At 72.0% G+C, this 16138-nt stretch carries 18 protein-coding genes; 10 read left to right on the forward strand and 8 right to left on the reverse strand.

Annotated features, from left to right (window positions below):
- The first annotated feature begins 16 nt into the window (after positions 1-16).
- Positions 17-907 (forward strand): aminoglycoside phosphotransferase family protein, encoded by an 891-nt coding sequence (locus IE153_RS23640; protein WP_189591822.1) that lies wholly within the window; start codon positions 17-19, stop codon positions 905-907.
- A 77-nt stretch (positions 908-984) separates the two neighbouring features.
- Here IE153_RS23640 and IE153_RS23645 read toward each other — a convergent pair whose 3' ends face one another.
- Positions 985-1467, reverse strand: coding sequence for a VOC family protein (locus IE153_RS23645; protein WP_189591823.1), 483 nt, complete (start codon positions 1465-1467; stop codon positions 985-987).
- Positions 1468-1590: 123 nt separating this feature from the next.
- Here IE153_RS23645 and IE153_RS23650 point away from each other — a divergent pair, with 123 nt between their 5' ends.
- The 3 genes from IE153_RS23650 to IE153_RS23660 all read left to right on the forward strand — a co-directional run bounded on the left by IE153_RS23650 (position 1591) and on the right by IE153_RS23660 (position 4175).
- Entirely contained in the window at positions 1591-2796 is a 1206-nt protein-coding gene (locus IE153_RS23650) for an epoxide hydrolase family protein (RefSeq protein ID WP_189591824.1), read from the forward strand.
- A gap of 135 nt (positions 2797-2931) precedes the next feature.
- Positions 2932-3573, forward strand: a complete 642-nt coding sequence (locus tag IE153_RS23655; protein WP_189591825.1) for an ATP-dependent Clp protease proteolytic subunit — start codon at positions 2932-2934, stop codon at positions 3571-3573.
- The gene (locus tag IE153_RS23660; protein WP_189591826.1) at positions 3573-4175 is read left to right on the forward strand and encodes a ClpP family protease; all 603 of its coding nucleotides are present in this window, start codon (positions 3573-3575) and stop codon (positions 4173-4175) included. Before IE153_RS23655 ends, IE153_RS23660 begins: the two co-directional genes overlap by 1 nt.
- A gap of 21 nt (positions 4176-4196) precedes the next feature.
- Here IE153_RS23660 and IE153_RS23665 read toward each other — a convergent pair whose 3' ends face one another.
- The gene (locus IE153_RS23665) at positions 4197-4610 is read right to left on the reverse strand and encodes a helix-turn-helix domain-containing protein (RefSeq protein WP_189591827.1); all 414 of its coding nucleotides are present in this window, start codon (positions 4608-4610) and stop codon (positions 4197-4199) included.
- Positions 4611-4814: 204 nt separating this feature from the next.
- Here IE153_RS23665 and IE153_RS23670 point away from each other — a divergent pair, with 204 nt between their 5' ends.
- Positions 4815-5702, forward strand: coding sequence for an RNA polymerase sigma factor SigF (locus IE153_RS23670; RefSeq protein WP_189591996.1), 888 nt, complete (start codon positions 4815-4817; stop codon positions 5700-5702).
- 141 nt (positions 5703-5843) lie between these two features.
- Here the strand turns inward: IE153_RS23670 and IE153_RS23675 are convergent, their stop codons facing one another.
- Positions 5844-6308: an ATP-binding protein gene (locus IE153_RS23675; RefSeq protein WP_189591828.1), complete on the reverse strand. Its 465-nt coding sequence runs from the start codon at positions 6306-6308 to the stop codon at positions 5844-5846.
- A 187-nt stretch (positions 6309-6495) separates the two neighbouring features.
- Between IE153_RS23675 and IE153_RS23680 the strand changes: the two genes are divergently transcribed.
- Genes IE153_RS23680 through IE153_RS23690 form a run of 3 tightly spaced genes read left to right on the forward strand, consistent with a single transcriptional unit; the run spans position 6496 to position 7630 of the window.
- On the forward strand, positions 6496-6636 hold the full coding sequence (locus IE153_RS23680) for a hypothetical protein (protein ID WP_179878737.1): 141 nt from the start codon (positions 6496-6498) through the stop codon (positions 6634-6636).
- Positions 6633-7217 (forward strand): PRC-barrel domain-containing protein, encoded by a 585-nt coding sequence (locus IE153_RS23685; RefSeq protein ID WP_189591829.1) that lies wholly within the window; start codon positions 6633-6635, stop codon positions 7215-7217. Before IE153_RS23680 ends, IE153_RS23685 begins: the two co-directional genes overlap by 4 nt.
- The gene (locus IE153_RS23690) at positions 7214-7630 is read left to right on the forward strand and encodes a PRC-barrel domain-containing protein (protein WP_189591830.1); all 417 of its coding nucleotides are present in this window, start codon (positions 7214-7216) and stop codon (positions 7628-7630) included. Before IE153_RS23685 ends, IE153_RS23690 begins: the two co-directional genes overlap by 4 nt.
- Before the next feature lie 57 nt (positions 7631-7687).
- On the opposite strand, the gene IE153_RS23695 is transcribed toward IE153_RS23690, so the two are convergent.
- Complete coding sequence (locus IE153_RS23695; RefSeq protein ID WP_229829131.1) at positions 7688-8836, reverse strand: DUF6777 domain-containing protein; 1149 nt, start codon at positions 8834-8836, stop codon at positions 7688-7690.
- 179 nt (positions 8837-9015) lie between these two features.
- Here IE153_RS23695 and IE153_RS23700 point away from each other — a divergent pair, with 179 nt between their 5' ends.
- Entirely contained in the window at positions 9016-10314 is a 1299-nt protein-coding gene (locus IE153_RS23700; RefSeq protein ID WP_189591832.1) for a streptophobe family protein, read from the forward strand.
- Between the two features lie 24 nt (positions 10315-10338).
- Here IE153_RS23700 and IE153_RS23705 read toward each other — a convergent pair whose 3' ends face one another.
- The 4 genes from IE153_RS23705 to IE153_RS23720 all read right to left on the reverse strand — a co-directional run bounded on the left by IE153_RS23705 (position 10339) and on the right by IE153_RS23720 (position 15395).
- A complete protein-coding gene (locus tag IE153_RS23705; protein WP_189591833.1) occupies positions 10339-11334 on the reverse strand; it encodes a serine/threonine-protein kinase in 996 nt (331 codons plus the stop codon).
- Positions 11331-12551, reverse strand: coding sequence for a hypothetical protein (locus IE153_RS41745; protein ID WP_229829132.1), 1221 nt, complete (start codon positions 12549-12551; stop codon positions 11331-11333). Before IE153_RS41745 ends, IE153_RS23705 begins: the two co-directional genes overlap by 4 nt.
- A gap of 9 nt (positions 12552-12560) precedes the next feature.
- Positions 12561-14900, reverse strand: coding sequence for an FHA domain-containing protein (locus IE153_RS23715; RefSeq protein WP_189591834.1), 2340 nt, complete (start codon positions 14898-14900; stop codon positions 12561-12563).
- Between the two features lie 84 nt (positions 14901-14984).
- Positions 14985-15395, reverse strand: a complete 411-nt coding sequence (locus tag IE153_RS23720; protein WP_184907087.1) for a hypothetical protein — start codon at positions 15393-15395, stop codon at positions 14985-14987.
- A gap of 336 nt (positions 15396-15731) precedes the next feature.
- On the opposite strand from IE153_RS23720, the gene IE153_RS23725 reads away from it, so the two are divergent.
- On the forward strand, positions 15732-16115 hold the full coding sequence (locus IE153_RS23725) for a nuclear transport factor 2 family protein (RefSeq protein WP_189591835.1): 384 nt from the start codon (positions 15732-15734) through the stop codon (positions 16113-16115).
- The last annotated feature ends 23 nt before the right edge of the window (positions 16116-16138 follow it).

Below are 16138 nucleotides of genomic sequence, written 5' to 3' on the forward strand. Positions count from 1 at the left end.
CGCTCGAATGGGTGCCATGTGTGCGGTGCGAATGCATGAGGACGAGGTGGCCGTCGACGTCCCGCTGGTCGGCCGGCTGATCGCGGAGCAGTTCCCGCAGTGGGCCGGACTGCCCCTGCGGCGCCTGGAGTCCTCCGGGACGGAGAACGCCATGTTCCGCCTCGGTGCGGACAAGGTCGTACGGCTCCCCCGGCACCCTCGCGCCGTGGAGGCCATCACCCACGAACTGCGCTGGCTGCCCAGGCTGGCCCCCGCGCTGCCCGCAGCCTCCCCCGAGCCCCTCGGGCGGGGCGAGCCCGACGGCGGGTTCCCCTGGCCCTGGTCGGTGTACGGCTGGCTGGACGGCCGCAACCCGGTGCCCGGCGCGCTCGAGGAACCCGTGCCGCTCGCCGAGGACCTGGCGGCGTACGTCACGGCCCTGCGCGGGATCGACGCGTCCAAGGGCCCGCCGGGGTACCGGGGAGTGCCGTTGGCGGCACGGGACCGGTTCCTGCGCGAGGCGCTGGCGCAGCTCGCGGGGCGGGTCGACACCGCCGCGGTGACGAAGGCGTGGGAGGCGGCCCTGCGCGTCCCGGAGCACACGGGGCCGCCGGTGTGGGCCCACGGCGATCTGATGGCCGGGAACCTCCTGGTCACGGGCGGGCGGCTCAGCGCCGTGATCGACTTCGGCACGGTGGGGGTCGGCGATCCCGCCGTCGATCTCATCGGGGCCTGGTGTCTCCTGCCCGCCGGGGCCCGCGGCGTCCTCCGCGAGGCCGTGGGAGCCGGCGAAGCCGAGTGGGCACGGGCCCGGGGCTGGGCCCTGTCGATCGCGGTCATCGCCCTGCCGTACTACTGGGACACGAACCCGCCGGTCGCGGAGAACTCCCGGCATGCGATCGGGGAGATCCTGGCCGAGACGGCGTAGGGGCGGAGACGGCTCAGCCCCCGTGGGAGGCACTTCCGCCCCGGTGCGGGCAAGCTCCGCCCCCTGTGGGTGACGCGTCACTCGCCCGCGTACGCCTTCTCCAGGGCCGCGATGTCGAACTTGCTCATCGCCATGAACGCCTGGGTGACGCGGGCCGCCTTCGCGGGGTCCGGGTCGGTGATCATCGCGTCGAGCCGGTCCGGGACCACCTGCCAGGACACGCCGAACCGGTCCTTCAGCCAGCCGCAGGGGCCGGGCTCACCGCCGTTCTCGGTGAGCTTCGCCCAGTAGTGGTCGATCTCCTCCTGGTTCTCGCAGAAGAGCATGAAGGAGGTGGCCTCGGTGAACGTGAACTGGGGGCCGCCGTTGAGCCCGAGGAAGCGGTGCCCGTTGGCCGTGAACTCGACGGTCATCACGGTACCGGCGGCCTGGGGCGCTCCCTCGGGGTAGCGCGCGATCTTGCCGACGCTGGAGTTCTTGAAGACCGAGACGTAGAAATGGGCGGCCTCCTCCGCCTGGCCGTCGAACCAGAGACACGTGGTGAAACCGTCGGTGGTCATGAGTCCTCCTGGAGGCGTGGAACGCTGTCACCACTGTCGACCGGCCGGGGCCCCGGAACTCATCGGTCGGCCGGCCCGCAAATTCAGGTGGCCGTTACACCGTTCGGAACTAGGCTCGCGGCCATGACGTCCACGCCCGCCGACAGCGGCATCCGTCCCTTCCGCATCGACGTACCGCAGAGCGACCTCGACGACCTGCACGACCGACTCGACCGGGCGCGATGGCCCGACGAGCTGCCCGGCGTGGGCTGGACGTACGGCGTTCCGTCGGGCTATCTGCGCGAGCTGGTGCGGTACTGGCGGCACACGTACGACTGGCGGGCCGCCGAGGCGCGGCTGAACGCCTGGCCGCAGTTCACCACCGAGATCGACGGCGCGCGGGTGCACTTCGCGCACATCCGCTCCCCCGAGCCCGACGCCACCCCGCTGATCGTCACGCACGGCTGGCCGGGTTCGATCGTCGAGTTCGCCGACATCGTGGGGCCGCTCACCGACCCGGCCGCCCACGGCGGCGATCCCGCCGACGCCTTCCACGTGGTGCTGCCGAGCATTCCCGGCTTCGGGTTCTCCGGTCCCACCCGGGAGACCGGCTGGGAGGCGCGCCGGATCGCCGACGCCTGGGCCGAGCTGATGACGCGCCTCGGCTACGAGAGGTTCGGCGCCCAGGGCGGCGACTGGGGTGCGGGCATCTCCCGCGAACTGGGCCGCGTCCACCCCGATCGGGTCGCCGGCGTCCACCTCAATCTGCTGCCCGGCGCACAGGCCTCCACCGAGCCGACCGCCGAGGAACTGGAGGCACTGAGCCCCGCGGAGCGCGAGCGTACGCTCACCTCGTGGCGACGGTGGCGGGAATGGTCCCGCGACGGCACGGGCTACTTCCACGTGCAGTCCACCCGGCCGCAGACCCTGTCCTACGCGCTCACCGACTCCCCGGTGGGGCAACTCGCCTGGGTCGTCGAGAAGTTCCAGGAGTGGACGGACTCCGGGGAGGTGCCCGAGGAGGCCGTCGACCGGGACCTGATGCTCACGAACGTGATGCTGTACTGGCTGACGGGCACGGCGGGTTCGTCGGCGCGGGTCTACTACGAGCGCGCCCACGCCCGGGGCGAGAGGATCGCCGCCCCGCAGGAGCCCTCCACCGCGCCGACCGCGGTGGCGTCCTTCTTCGGCGACCCCCAGATCCCGCTGCGCCACAAGGCCGAGCGGACGGAGAACATCGTCCGCTGGACGGAGTTCGACCACGGCGGGCACTTCGCGGCGATGGAACAGCCGGACCTGCTGGTGGGTGATGTGCGGGCGTTCTTCCGCCAGTTGCGCGAGAAAGGCTGAGCGTTCGGGCTCTGCCGGTAGCGGATCTGCCGAGGGCAGAGAAACCGTTCGCGGGCATCGCCCGAGGTCAAGAGTGGAGTCGACGGCACATCCCCGACACGTCCGCGGCACCTGTCGCCGCGACGAGGAGAACCGATGACTCCACTCACGACACTCGCCCCGCGGGCGGAGGAGGGCGACACCCCTCCGACCCGGTTCGACGACCACCTGGCCGCCCAACTGCTGGCGCAGCGCATCGTGCTGCTGGGCACCCAGGTCGACGAGGTCTCCGCCAACCGGGTCTGCTCCCAGTTGCTCATCCTGTCCGCGGAGGACGCCCACACCGACATCAGCCTGTACATCAACAGCCCGGGCGGTGCGGTGCACGCGGGTCTCGCCATCTACGACACGATGCGGCTGATCCCGAACGACGTCTCCACACTGGCCATGGGCTTCGCGGCCAGCATGGGCCAGTTCCTGCTGAGCGTCGGCGCGCCGGGCAAGCGCTACGCCCTGCCGAACGCGCGGATCATGATGCACCAGCCGTCGGCGGGCATCGGCGGCACCACCGCCGACATCGAGATCCAGGCGGAGAACCTGGAGTTCACCAAGCGGACCATCGAACGGATCACCGCCGAGCACACCGGCCAGAGCCCGGAGACCATCTCCCGGGACGGTGACCGCGACCGCTGGTTCACGGCCGAGGAGGCCAGGGAGTACGGCATGGTGGACCAGGTCGTGGAGTCCCTCGCGGACGTCCGCCCGGCGGCCACCCGGCGCAGGATGGGGCTGCAGTGATGGGGACGTACACAATTCCGAACGTCGTCGAGCGCACCCCGCAGGGCGAGCGGTCCTACGACGTCTTCAGCCGGCTGCTGTCCGAGCGGATCATCTTCCTCGGCACCGAGATCGACGACGGCGTCGCCAACGTCGTCATCGCCCAGCTCCTCCACCTGGAGTCGTCCTCGCCGGAGAGCGAGATCGCGATCTACATCAACTCGCCGGGCGGCTCGTTCACCTCGCTCATGGCGATCTACGACACCATGACGTTCGTGCAGGCGCCGATCTCCACGTTCTGCGTCGGGCAGGCGGCCTCCACGGCGGCCGTGCTGCTGGCCGGCGGGGATCCCGGGCGGCGGTTCGTGCTGGAGCACTCGCGGGTGCTGCTCGGACAGCCGGCCGCGGGCGGGCAGCGCGGCATGGTGTCCGACCTGGCGCTCCAGGCCAAGGAGATGGTGCGGATCCGCTCCCAGGTGGAGGAGGTGCTGGCGCGGCACACCCACCACGACGTGACGGCGCTGCGGGCCGACATGGACCGCGACAAGGTGTTCACCGCGCAGGAGGCGGTGGGCTACGGGCTGGCCGACGAGGTGCTCAGCCGGCGCCACGTCACGGTCTGAGGCGCCGGCCGGCGATACGGCTCAGGCGGCCAGGCACATGCCGTCACGCGACGGGGTGGTGACCCCGCGGCGGCTGCCGACCGTGTAGCGCGAGGTGACGCGGGTCAGTTCGCCCTGCGCCCTCGTGAGCAGGTCGCCGAGGCCCAGTCCGAGGGCGTGGGCGGCGGCCGCGAGGACCTCCGAGGATGCCTCCTTGCGGCCGCGCTCCACCTCCGAGAGGTAGGGCATGGAGATCCGTGCCTCGTCGGCGACGTCCTTCAGCGTGCGCTCCTGCGCGAGGCGTTCACGGCGCAGGACGTCACCCACGAGGTCCCGCCACAGCGGCTCCTTCGCGGCGGGGGCCGGCGGCGCCTGGCGCGGCGGTGCGCCGGAGGGGCGCGCACCGTGCGGGCGCAGGGGGATGACTCGGGCTTCGTTCGGCAGGTGGTTGCTCACTTCTCCAGCCTAGGAATCCCGGCCGCCGGGGGAAGGGCCCGGCGTTCCGCCCTGGGTGGAATCACCCCGCGCACGAGAAGGAAGGGAACATTCCGCCCGATTTCACCCATGGCAGAATCGGAGGGCATGGTGCGCGTCAACCCGGGTACCCGCAACTCGGGAGTACCTATGCAGATGTCCGCCGTGACGTTCGTGGGAGAGGTAATGGAGACCGCCGTGATCCGGTCGAAGGCACAGGTCGTCGAGGAGAACACCGAGGCCGCCGCGGGTGACGGAGCACTGCCGGGCGTCGTGGACCCGCGGTCCGTGGCCCCGCGGGACGCGAGGCAGCTGTCCCGCCAGTTCTTCCAGCGCCTGACGGAACTCGAAGAGGGAACGCACGAGTACCAGTACGCGCGCAACACCCTGATCGAGATGAACATGTCGCTCGTGCGTTTCGCGGCCGGCCGCTTCCGGGGCCGTGGCGACGACATGGAGGACATCGTCCAGACCGGCATGATCGGCCTGATCAAGGCCATCGACCGGTTCGAGCTCTCGCGCGAGGTCGAGTTCACCTCCTTCGCGCTGCCGTACATCGTCGGCGAGATCAAGCGGTTCTTCCGGGACACCACGTGGGCGGTGCACGTGCCGCGGCGGCTCCAGGAGCTGCGCGTGGAGCTGGCCAAGGCCCGCGAGGAGCTCGCCAGCCGTCTGGACCGCGAGCCGACGGTCGCCGAGCTGGCGACCCTGATGAACATCTCCGAGCGTGAGGTCGTGGAGGGGCAGATCGCGGCGAACGGGTACAACTCGTCGTCGCTGGACGCCGCGCTCACCGGCGACGGCCCGGAGGGCGGCGAGGCGGTTCTGGCCGACTTCATCGGCGTGGAGGAGGACGGGCTACGGCTCGTCGAGGACTTCCACTCGCTGGCGCCGCTCATGGCGGAGCTGAGCGAGCGCGACCGGCAGATCATCCACATGCGGTTCGTCGAGGAGGCCACCCAGGCGGAGATCGGTGAGCAGCTCGGCTGCTCCCAGATGCACGTCTCCCGCCTGATCAAGCGGATCATCACGCGACTGCGCGAGGGCATGCTGGGCGAGCTGGGCTGCGCCTGACACCCTCGTCCGACCAGCGGGTGCCGTCCCCCATGTGGGAGTGGGGGTGGCACCCGCGACCGTGTGTCGCCCTAGGTTTCGACCGTGTATCGCCGCTGGTTTCCGTCGGCCCGCGACCTTCCGCAGGCCCGCGAGGGTGTCTCAACCCTGAGGTGCGTCGGAGAGCGGCAGCACGGCGCGCACTCGCTTGCCCACCGGCACCCGTTCCACGCTGACCTGCTCCGCGAGCGCGTGGACGATCTCCAGGCCGTGCCGGCCGATGCGCTCGGGGTTGCGGGGGAAGATGCGGGGCAGTGCGGAGCTGCTGTCGTAGACCGACACGGTCACCGCGGCGTCGGTGCCGACGAGCTCCAGGATGTAGGGCCCGTTGCTGTGCCGGTCGGCGTTCGTGATCAACTCGCTCACCACCAGCAGCACGGCGCCGTCGACACGGTCGTCGATCCGCGCGCACCACTCGGTCCTGAGCTGGTCGAGAAAGAGCGCGGCGAAGGACCGCGCCTCGGCGATGCAGCCCTGCTCGCCGGTGTAGTGTGCCGCCCGCCGCAGCGGTTCCACGGGCACGTCGAAACCAGTCGGTATCACTGCCCCGTCCAGGTGGTCGATCATTCTTCTCTCTCCGGGAAGCCGGACTGGCCGGACGCTCTGCACCAGTGCTCGTACCCCGGGCCCGGCTTCACAGTCCTGACAGATTCTCCACCATTCGATGCCCCGGGCATTGTCCCCCCTTCGCGGGGCACCCGGAAGGAATCAGGGCCGGCCGAGGGAGGCCGGGCCGGATCACCGGAGGTGCGCGGTGGCCTGGTGGACATGGCTGGTCGTGGTGATCGCGGCGCTCGTCGCCGTCGCGGCTGTGACGCTCGCCGTGCAGGCGGGCCGGCGGTCGGGGACCGTCATCGCGGTCCGGCGCCGTCCCGGCGGAAAGGGCCCGCGATGAACGAGCTGCTGGCCGCACGCAGTCTGACGACCCTGCCGGTGGTCACCCTGGGCGGCGATGCCGTCGCCCAGATCAAGGACACCGTCTTCGATGCCGCCGCCGGGCGGATCACCGGTTTCACGCTCAGCGGCCGGGGGCTGCTGTCGGGCCCGCTGAAGCAGAGTCTGCCCTGGTCGGCGGTGCACGCCCTGGGCCCGTACGCGGTCATGGTCCGTGACGCCCTCGCGCTGGAGGACACCTCCGCCGTGGTGGCACGGCGTGAGGCACAGCGGGGCCGGGTGCTGCACGCCAAGGTGCTGACCGACGAGGGCGCCGAGGTCGGCACGGTGCTCGACGTGATCGTCGAGAGCGGAACCAGCGGCCGGGTCGTGGGCTTCCGGATCGCCGCGGGCAAGGCGCTGGTGCAGGGCTCCAGACGCCGCCGGCACCGGGTGTACGTGCCGCGCGGCGAGACGGTCGCCGTCTCCGGCCGCGCCCTGGTCATCCCGGCGGACGCCACCCGCTTCGTCGCCGACGACCTGCCCGCCTTCGTCGCCCGGGTCGGCGCCTTCCGGGCCGGGCGGGAGGGGACGGCGCCATGATGCTGTTCTCCGAGGCGCGGGGCCTGCCGGTGCTGACGCTGACCGAGGCGGAAGAGGTCGGTGCCCTGAAGTCGCTGACGGTGGACGCGGTGTCGGGTGTGGTCACCCACGTCCGGGTACGGGGCCACCACTCCCGCAAGGAGACCGTGCTGGCCTGGGGCGCCCTGCACGCCATCGGCCCCGACGCGGTGCTGGTCCGCACGACCGCCGAACCGGCCGAAGTTCCGCCGCACCACGAGCTGCCGGGCCTCCGGATCCTCACCGAGACGGGCGAGGCGCTCGGCACGGTCCAGGACGTCGCGTTCGAGCCGGGGACGGGCCGGGTCGAGGCGGTCGTCACCGCCCACGGCGACCTGCCGGCCGACCGGCTGCTCGGGCTCGGCGACTATGCCCTGGTGGTCCGCGCCGCTTGAGTCGCGCCGCTTGGGCGGGCCGGGTCAGCGTGAGTCGTGCCGCTCGGGCCGGCCGGGTCAGGAGGCCGGCGCCTGTTCCGTCGTGCCGCCGCCGGTGTCGCTCCCGGTGTCGCTGTCGGGCGGCGGCTGCTGGGTGTCAGACGACGGTGGCTCGTCCGTCGTCGGCCCCGAGGTGTCCGTGTCCGAGGTCGGCGGTTCGCTCGTGGGAGGTTGCGACGACGTCGAGTCGGACGGTGCGGTGGGCGTGGTGACGCTGGCCGACGGGGACGACTTGTCGGGCTTCTTCGTCTTGTGATCCTTGTTGCCGGTGTCCCCCGCCTCGCGCTTGAACCACTCGCCGTCGGGTTCGCACATCACGAATGCGTCGACGGGCTGCGGAGCGGGCGTCACCATGACGACGTTCGACGACTTGTACCCCGGCCACGCGTTGCCGGTCGTCTTCGGCGCGCTCTGCTGGGCGACGGGCGGGGACAGCGGGTTGCCGCACGCGCAGCGCACCCGGGGCACGCCGCGGTCGTCGACCAGGACGGCCGTGCCGGCCTGAAGGACGGCTTGGTAGCTGGTGGGGGCGCCGTTCTTGTAGCCGTGGTTGGTGACGCGGGTGTCCATGCGCAGCTGCACGGGGGTGAGCGAGCGCAGGTAGGCGGGGACCTCGGACGGCTGGATCCGGACGACCGAGGCGAACGCGCGCTCCTTGTCCGGGGCGTCCTCGAAGTACTTGATCTGCTTCTCCACGTCACAGCTGGCGACGTTGCGAGTGCCGCCGTACAGGCCGGGCGCGTCGCCGTTCACACCCCGCACGGCGTTCTGCGGGGCCGACTCGGTGTCCCCCGAGGGCGTGACCGGGGAGGCGGAGCTGTCCTCCTGGGCCGTCGACTCGGTGAACTCGTCCGGTCCGGTGTCGGCCGCGGGCTGGAGGAAGACCTCGCCGCTGGACGTGCTGGTACCGCCGTCGGTCGCGCCGGTGCCGCCGTTGTCGGGCCGGGAGAGCACCACGGCCAGGACCACGGCGGCCACCACGGCGGTGGCGATGATCGCGACACGGGGCACGGACCCCCACCAGGGCCGGCGGGGCTCCGGCTCCTTGCCGCCGCCGCTCGGCGGCTCGGAGGGCGGGCCGCCGCCCGAGGGCGGCTGGGAAGGACCCGAGAGCGGGCCCGAGGGAGGTCCTGTGGGGCGGCCGGACGACGGTGGATCGACGCTCACGAGCTCTTCTCCCGTGTGGGTTCTCTGCGGCCTTCACACAGCCGTGATGATTCATACCGGTGTATTCCGCTTTTTCCACTACGCGTTCATTGTGTGCCCCGGTCCCGTACACCCCGCAAGCCGACGCGGACGGACCCCTCCGGCGGGCGTCGGGCTCGCGGGCTGCTTAGCGTGGCACCGTGAGTTCGCGCACCCCTTCCGGCCAGGCACATACCTCCGGCGAGCGGGCCGCCGCCCGCCACGGCTGGGCGCACGCCCTCGTCACGGTGCTCGGCGGTCTGCTCGCCATGGCGCTGGTGTCCGCCCTGGGTCTGTGGGCGGCCGGGGCCGCGGACCTCCCGGACGGTTCCTTCGCTCCCGTCGTCGCGGCCTCCATGGTCACCGCCGTCGGCGGCACGGTGAAAATCGCCGGAGGCGCCGGCGACCTCGCCGAGACACGGGCGGGCCTGACGGTGATTCCCTTGTCCGTCACCCTCACCGGGGCGCTGGTGATCGCCTGGGGGTTCCTGCGTCCGCTGCGGCACCGCGCGGTGGCCAGTGCCACGGAGCTGGCCGGCTGGGCCGGGCGGGTGGCGGCCCTGTGGCTGCTCGCGCTGATCGGCCTGACGCTCGCCGCCCGCCACACCTTCGAGATCTCCCTCGGGGACAACACGCTAGGTGACCTCGGCGACCTGTTCGGTGCCTCGCCGCAGATCGGCTTCACCACCGACGTTGCGCTGTCCGTGTTCGTCGGCATGGTGTGGCTGGCCGGTGTGCTGGTGCTGGCGCTGCTGGTGTCGCGCGGGGCTCCGCTGCCCGCGGGTCTGCTGCGCTTCCAGGCGTCGGTGCGGCCGGCCGCGTACGCGATGGTCGCGCTGCTGCTGGCCTGCGTCGTCATCGGCGTGGTCGTCGCCCTGATCGTCGCGGCGACCAAGGGGCACGCGCGGGAGACGTTCGCGGTGATCCTGCTGGGCATTCCCAACCTGGTGTGGCTGGCGCTGACGATCGGGCTCGGCGCCACCTGGAACGGGCGGGTCGAGGGGCCGTTCGGGCTGCCCATGCCGCACGTGCTCGACGAGGTGCTGCGCACCCCGGACGTCTCCGAAGTGAACCTTCGGACCCTCGCCGAGCACGACGGCCGGGTGTGGTTGCTGCTGGTCGTCGACGTCGTGCTGCTGCTGGCCGCCGCGTTCGTGATGGCGGCCCGGTCTCCGGCCCGGGTGCGGGCCTGGCAGCACGCGGTGCACATGGCGGTCGCCCTCGTGCTCACGGTGTTCATGATCTGCCTCGTGGGGCGCATCTCCACGCACTTCGGCCTGTCCGTGCTGGGCATCGGTGATCTGGGCGGCGGTCTGGGGGGCGAGCTGTTCCTGAGGCCCAAGTTGTGGGGTGCCGTCGGTCTGGCCGTCCCCTGGGGGCTGGTGACCGGGTTCGCGGGGGCGCTGCTGGCGCGGCACGTACGGCGGCGCGGTGAGGTGCGCCCCGACAGCGAGGGCTGACGCCCCGTTTCTGCGGCCCCCGCCTCACATCCGCTGCACGAAGACCGGTTCGGCCCAGCGCGGCGGCGGCTTGGGCCGCTCCTCCCCCGTATCCCGCGGTGTCCGGTCCACCCGCGTGGGCGTCCTCGTGCCCCCGGCCACGCCGCCGGTGGTCGCGGCGCGCAGGGCGGCGACGAAGGCGAGGCAGGACGGGTACCGGTCGTCGGGGCTCTTGGCGAGGGCCTGGGCGAAGACGGGGTCGACCCGCGGGTCGAGGTCGGGCCGTTCCCCGGTCAGCGGCGGCGGTTCGTCGTACTGGTGGGCCCAGAGCAGGGCCATGTCGTCGTCGCGGATGAAGGGCGGGTGCCCGGCCAGGGTCTCGAAGACGACGCAGGCGAAGCCGTACACGTCGCAGCGGGCGTCGACCGGCTTGCCGGAGATCTGCTCGGGGGCGACATAGTCGAGCGTGCCGACGAACTGGCCGACCGTGGTGAAGCCGGTCAGGGACAGCGACTTCTTCGTCAGGCCGAAGTCGGTGAGGTAGACGTGCTCGGGGTGGTCGCTGTCGGTACCGCGGGACACCAGGATGTTGCCGGGCTTGACGTCCCGGTGGACCAGTCCGTTGTCGTGGGCCGCGTCGAGCGCGGAGGCGAGCTGGGCGGCGACGCGCAGGGCGGTGACGGGCGGCATCGGGCCTTCGCGGTCGAGGACGTGCCGCAGGTCGCTGCCGGCGACGTACCGCATCGCGATGTACAGCACACCGTCCGTCTCCCCGGCCTCGAACACCGGCACGATGTGGGGGTGGTCGATCGCCGCGGCGGCCCGTGACTCGTGGGTGAAGCGGCGGCGGAAGGTGTCGTTGCGGGCGAGTTCCGGGGCGAGCAGCTTCAGGGCGACGGTGCGTTCCAGGCGCAGGTCCCGGGCCCGGTAGACGACGGCCATGCCGCCGCGTCCGATCTCCTGCTCGATCCGGTACCCGGCGATCTGCTGCCCGACCAGCTCGGAGGGCCGCCCGGAGAACAGGCTCGTCTCGCGGTTCAACGGCCGTCACCCTCGGGCGAGACGACCCGGGTGGGCGGCGCCGCAGCCGGCCGATCCGCCTCACCCTCAGCCTTGCCCTCCCGATCCTCGGGGGACACGACGCGGGTGGGTTCGGAGGCGTCAGGGGACACGACCCTCGTCGGTTCGGGGGCGTCGGGCGACACGACTCGTGTGGGCTCAGGGGCATCAGGCGTCACCACACGGGTCGGCTCAGGAGCATCGGGCGGCGACCCCCGTTCGGGTTCGGGGGCGTCCGGAGACACCACCCGGGTCGGCTCAGGAGCATCGGGCGACACGACTCGTGTGGGCTCAGGGGCATCAGGCGTCACCACACGGGTCGGCTCAGGAGCATCGGGCGGCGACCCCCGTTCGGGTTCAGGGGCATCCGGAGACACCACCCGGGTCGGCTCAGGAGCATCGGGCGACACACCCGCCAGCGGCTCGGGCGCTTGGGGAGACACCACCCTGGTCGGCTCAGGAGGACCCGGAGCGACCACTCGGGTCGGCTCCGGGGCGGCAGGCACGATCCCCTGAGGTTCGGGCGCCTCCGGCGGGGCCACCCCCGGCGGCTCCGGCGCCTCGGGCTGGGCCGCCCCCGTCGGCTCGGGGGCCTCCGGTGGCACCACCCGCGTCGGTCCGGCCGGTGCGCTCCGGGCGGATGGGGGCGTGCCGGCAGGGCCCTCGGGCGGCACCACTCGTGCGGGCTGATGCGCGGGGCGTGACTCCGGTTCGGCCGCCGGCGTCTCGTCCGTCGCGTACGTGGTCGTCCGGCTGCCGTCGGCGTACACCCAGTGACCATGGGCGGAGTCGTAGAGCCACACGGACTCGCCGTCGATGACGACGCCGATCCGCATGCCGTGGGTGCGGGTGCGGAAGGACTCCCGGTCGAGGCCGCCCGCGAGGTCCTCCACCGCGGAGCGGTAGCGCGCCAGGGCTTCCTGCGCCCGCCCCAGCAGCGGCCGCGGATCGGCGGCGCGGGTGAGGGGCCCGTCCGCGGCGGGCGGATCCAGCGGTACGGCGACGAGCCGGCGGCCGTCGACCCAGGCCGACCAGCCGTTGAAGCACAGCACATGTCCCCAGTCGCCCTGCCGCTCCAGGAGCTGCACCGGCAGCAGGGGGTCGAGGTCCACGGTGGGCCGGGCCGGGTCGGGGGCCTCCCAGGCGGGCATCCCGTGCTGCGGGACGACGTGCGTGGGCCGGAAGTCAGGGGTCGTCATAGGCGCTCCCTACTTCCGCATGACGGCCGGTTCGTGCCGGCGCAGCATGCGGGACACCAGGAACCCGAAGAGCACCGACAGCACGACCAGCATCCCCACGTCCAGCAGCCATGTGCCCGCCGAGTGCTCGAACAGCGGGTCCTTCGTCAGGTCGTCGGGCACGATCCGGCCCAGTCCGACGGTGCCGGCCATCGCGGCCAGCGCCCAGCGCGCCGGCACCAGCCAGCCCAGCTGCTCGAGTCCGGGGGTGTCGGCCAGCTTCAGCAGGGCTCCGCAGAACACGACCTGGACGATGGCGATGAGCACGAGCAGCGGCATCGTCACCTCTTCCTTGCGCACCAGCGCGGAGACGAGCAGGCCGAGCATCATCGCCGTGAACGCGAGCAGGGCGACGGCGACCGTGATCTCCACCAGCGGCGGCATCAGCACGCCTTCGCCGCCCGGTGCGTTGAGGTCCACGCCGAACAGGGCGACCAGGGTCAGCACCACCGCCTGGAGCACGGTGATGACGCCCAGGACGATGACCTTGGACATCAGGTACGCCGATCTGGACAGGCCCACCGCCCGTTCTCGCTGGTAGATCACGCGTTCCTTGACGAGTTCGCGGACGGCGTTGGCGGCGCCGGTGAGCACCGCGCCGACGCACAGGATGAGCAGCGCGTTCATCGCCGTGTCCTGCGTCAGCTTGCCGCCCGCCAGGGCGCGGGCCATCGCACCCATCACGAACGGCAGGGCGATCATGATGATCAGGAAGGTGCGGTCGGCGCTGAGCGCGGCCGCGTACCGGCGCACCAGCGTGCCGAGTTGGGCACCCCGGCTGCGCGGCCGGGGCGGGGCGGTGATGACGACGGGCTCGGACCGGGGCTGCTGGGGCTGCGCGGAGGCGTCGGTCACGTACCGGCCGTGGAAGGGCGAGGCGAGGTACTCCCCCGCCCAGTCCCGGTCCGTGTCCCGGTCGAAGGCCTCGAAGGCCTCCGGCCACTCCTCGAAGCCGAAGAACGCCAGGGCTTCCTCGGGGGGCCCGTAGTAGGCGATCTTCCCGCCGGGCGCCAGAACGAGGAGCCGGTCGCACACGTCGAGGCTGAGCACGCTGTGGGTGACGACGATGACGGTCCGGCCGTCGTCGGCGAGGCCGCGCAGCATGTGCATCACCGAGCGGTCCATGCCGGGGTCGAGGCCGGAGGTCGGCTCGTCGAGGAACAGCAGCGACGGCTTGGTCAGCAGCTCCAGCGCCACGCTGACGCGTTTGCGCTGGCCGCCCGACAGGCTGTGCACGTGCTGGTCCGCGCGTTGTTCCAGGCCCAGTTCGCGGATCACCTCGTCGACCCGGGCGCGCCGCTCGGCCTTGGCCGTGTCCTGCGGGAAGCGCAGTTCGGCGGCGTAGGAGAGGGCTTTGCGGACGGTCAGCTGCGCGTGCAGGATGTCGTCCTGCGGGACCAGGCCGATGCGCTGGCGCAGCTCCGCGTAGTCGCGGTAGAGGTCGCGGCCGTCGTAGAGGACGGTGCCGTGGTTGGCGGGGCGCTGGCCGGTGAGGGCGTTGAGGAGCGTGGACTTGCCTGCGCCGCTCGGGCCTACGACGGCGAGCAGGCACTTCTCCCCCACCGGGAACGACACGTGGTCGAGGAGCGTCTTGCGGCCGCGGTCGACGGAGACGGCGAGGTCCTGTACGTCGAGGGAGACCTCGCCGGTGTCGACATACTCCTGGAGTTGGTCGCCGACGAGGCAGAACGCCGAGTGGCCGATGCCGACGATGTCGCCCTGGCCGACCGGGGCGCTGGTGACGCGGCTGCCGTTGAGGTAGGTGCCGTTGTGGCTGCCCAGGTCGACGATCTCGTAGGTTCCGTCGGCCAGGGCGCGCAGTTCGGCGTGCCGCCGGGAGACCTGGAGGTCGTCGATGACCAGGTCGTTGTCGGTGGCGCGGCCGATGCGGACGGTGCGGGAGGGCAGCGGCCGTACGGTCGTGGGCTGCCGGTAGGTGCCGGTGTGGGCCGGCATGGAGACGGCGGAGGGGCGTTCGGGGGCGCGGGCGCGGGGTGCGGGGCGGCCCATGAGGGTCATGCGCGGCCCGTCGGCCGGGTTGCCGAAGCGGATGACGCTGCCGGGTCCGATGTCCCATTCGTGGATGCGCCGGCCGTCGGCGTAGGTGCCGTTGGTGCTGTCCTCGTCCTCGATGATCCAGTGACCGTCCTCGGGTTTCAGCACCGCGTGGTGCCAGGAGACCCGGTCGTCGTCGATGACGATCTCGCACATCGGGTCGCGCCCTACGTGGTAGTCGCGGCCCGGAATCATCACGGTGGTGCCCGTCTCTGTCTCCAGCACGAGCTCTGGTGCTACCGAGGGTTGCGCCATGGTCAAGATTCTACCGATTTACCCTGGTGTGCGCCTGGGCGAGAGGGGCGAGGGAGCGGGTCGAGCGGTCGGCGGGCCGGCGGGTCAGCCGACGGTGATGCCGACGAAGGGAGCGGCGCGCTGCATCCGCAGGGCGTCCACGGACTCGGCGAGCAGTTCGTATTCGGTGGTGTCGTCACTGGTGGCGATGCGTACCAACCGTCCGGCGGCCAACTCCTCGGCGACCCGCTCCTGCTGGGCGGGATCGGCGCACCAGGCGCGCAGCAGCCCGGGCACGTCGGGCGCGGTGTGGGCGACCGGCACGAGCGCGCCCGGCGGTAAGTGCTCGGCGTCGGGCTGGGGATCGAGACGCTGGGCGATCCAGGAGGCGCGGTCACGCAACCACCAGAGGGCGAGGGCAAGGGTGGGCGCCCGGTAGGTTCCGAGGGGCACTCCGATACGGCGGCCGTCGCAGACTCCGTACGCCGTGACGTGGCACAGAAACTCGTCGTGCACGTGACCCTCCCCCGTTGCCCTGCCCGTCTGCCGGCCCGGCTTCGCTTCTGCTGCGGCTCGCGTGCTGTGCGTGAGGGCGCCGTCGCTCGACGTGAAAAGCGCTCTCGCAGGTCAGTATGTTCACTACTGAATCACTGTCACCACGACTTTCCGGCCACTCTCCTGGCATATTCACCCCCCGAGGTGGCCGAAATCCGGCGAGGGGTCGCAGCGGCCCATGACTCCGGAGGTAATCGACGCTCCCGGCGGGTGCGGGCAAGGTGGTCACACCGAGTTCGCCGCGAGGGGAACCCGGGCCCTGACCAGCAGGTATGACTCCTTGGAGGCTGATCGCCCATGTCCGCAACCGCCCGCCGTCACGAGGACGCCGTCGCCCGCTACTTCGAGGCCTGGAACGCCGAGGACCCGGCGGCACGCGCCAAAGCGGTCGCCGCCGCCTGGACCGAGGACGGCGGATACACCGACCCCCTGGCCGACGTCCGCGGCCACGAGGGGATCGCCGCGGTGATCGCGGCGGCCCGGGAGCAGTTCCCGGGATTCGCGTTCCGGCTCACCGGTGTCGTCGACGGGCATCACGACATCGCCCGCTTCTCGTGGGAACTGGTGAGCACCGCCGACGGCGCCGCGCCGGTCGCCGGGTCGGATGTGATCACCCTGGACGGCCAGGACCGGATCAGGGCGGTGCTCGGGTTCCTGGACCGGGTGCCCGCCGGGGCGTGAGGCCGCCGCCGCGATGAGTTCTC

Source organism: Streptomyces massasporeus (genome assembly GCF_014648995.1).
Lineage (GTDB): Bacteria > Actinomycetota > Actinomycetes > Streptomycetales > Streptomycetaceae > Streptomyces > Streptomyces massasporeus.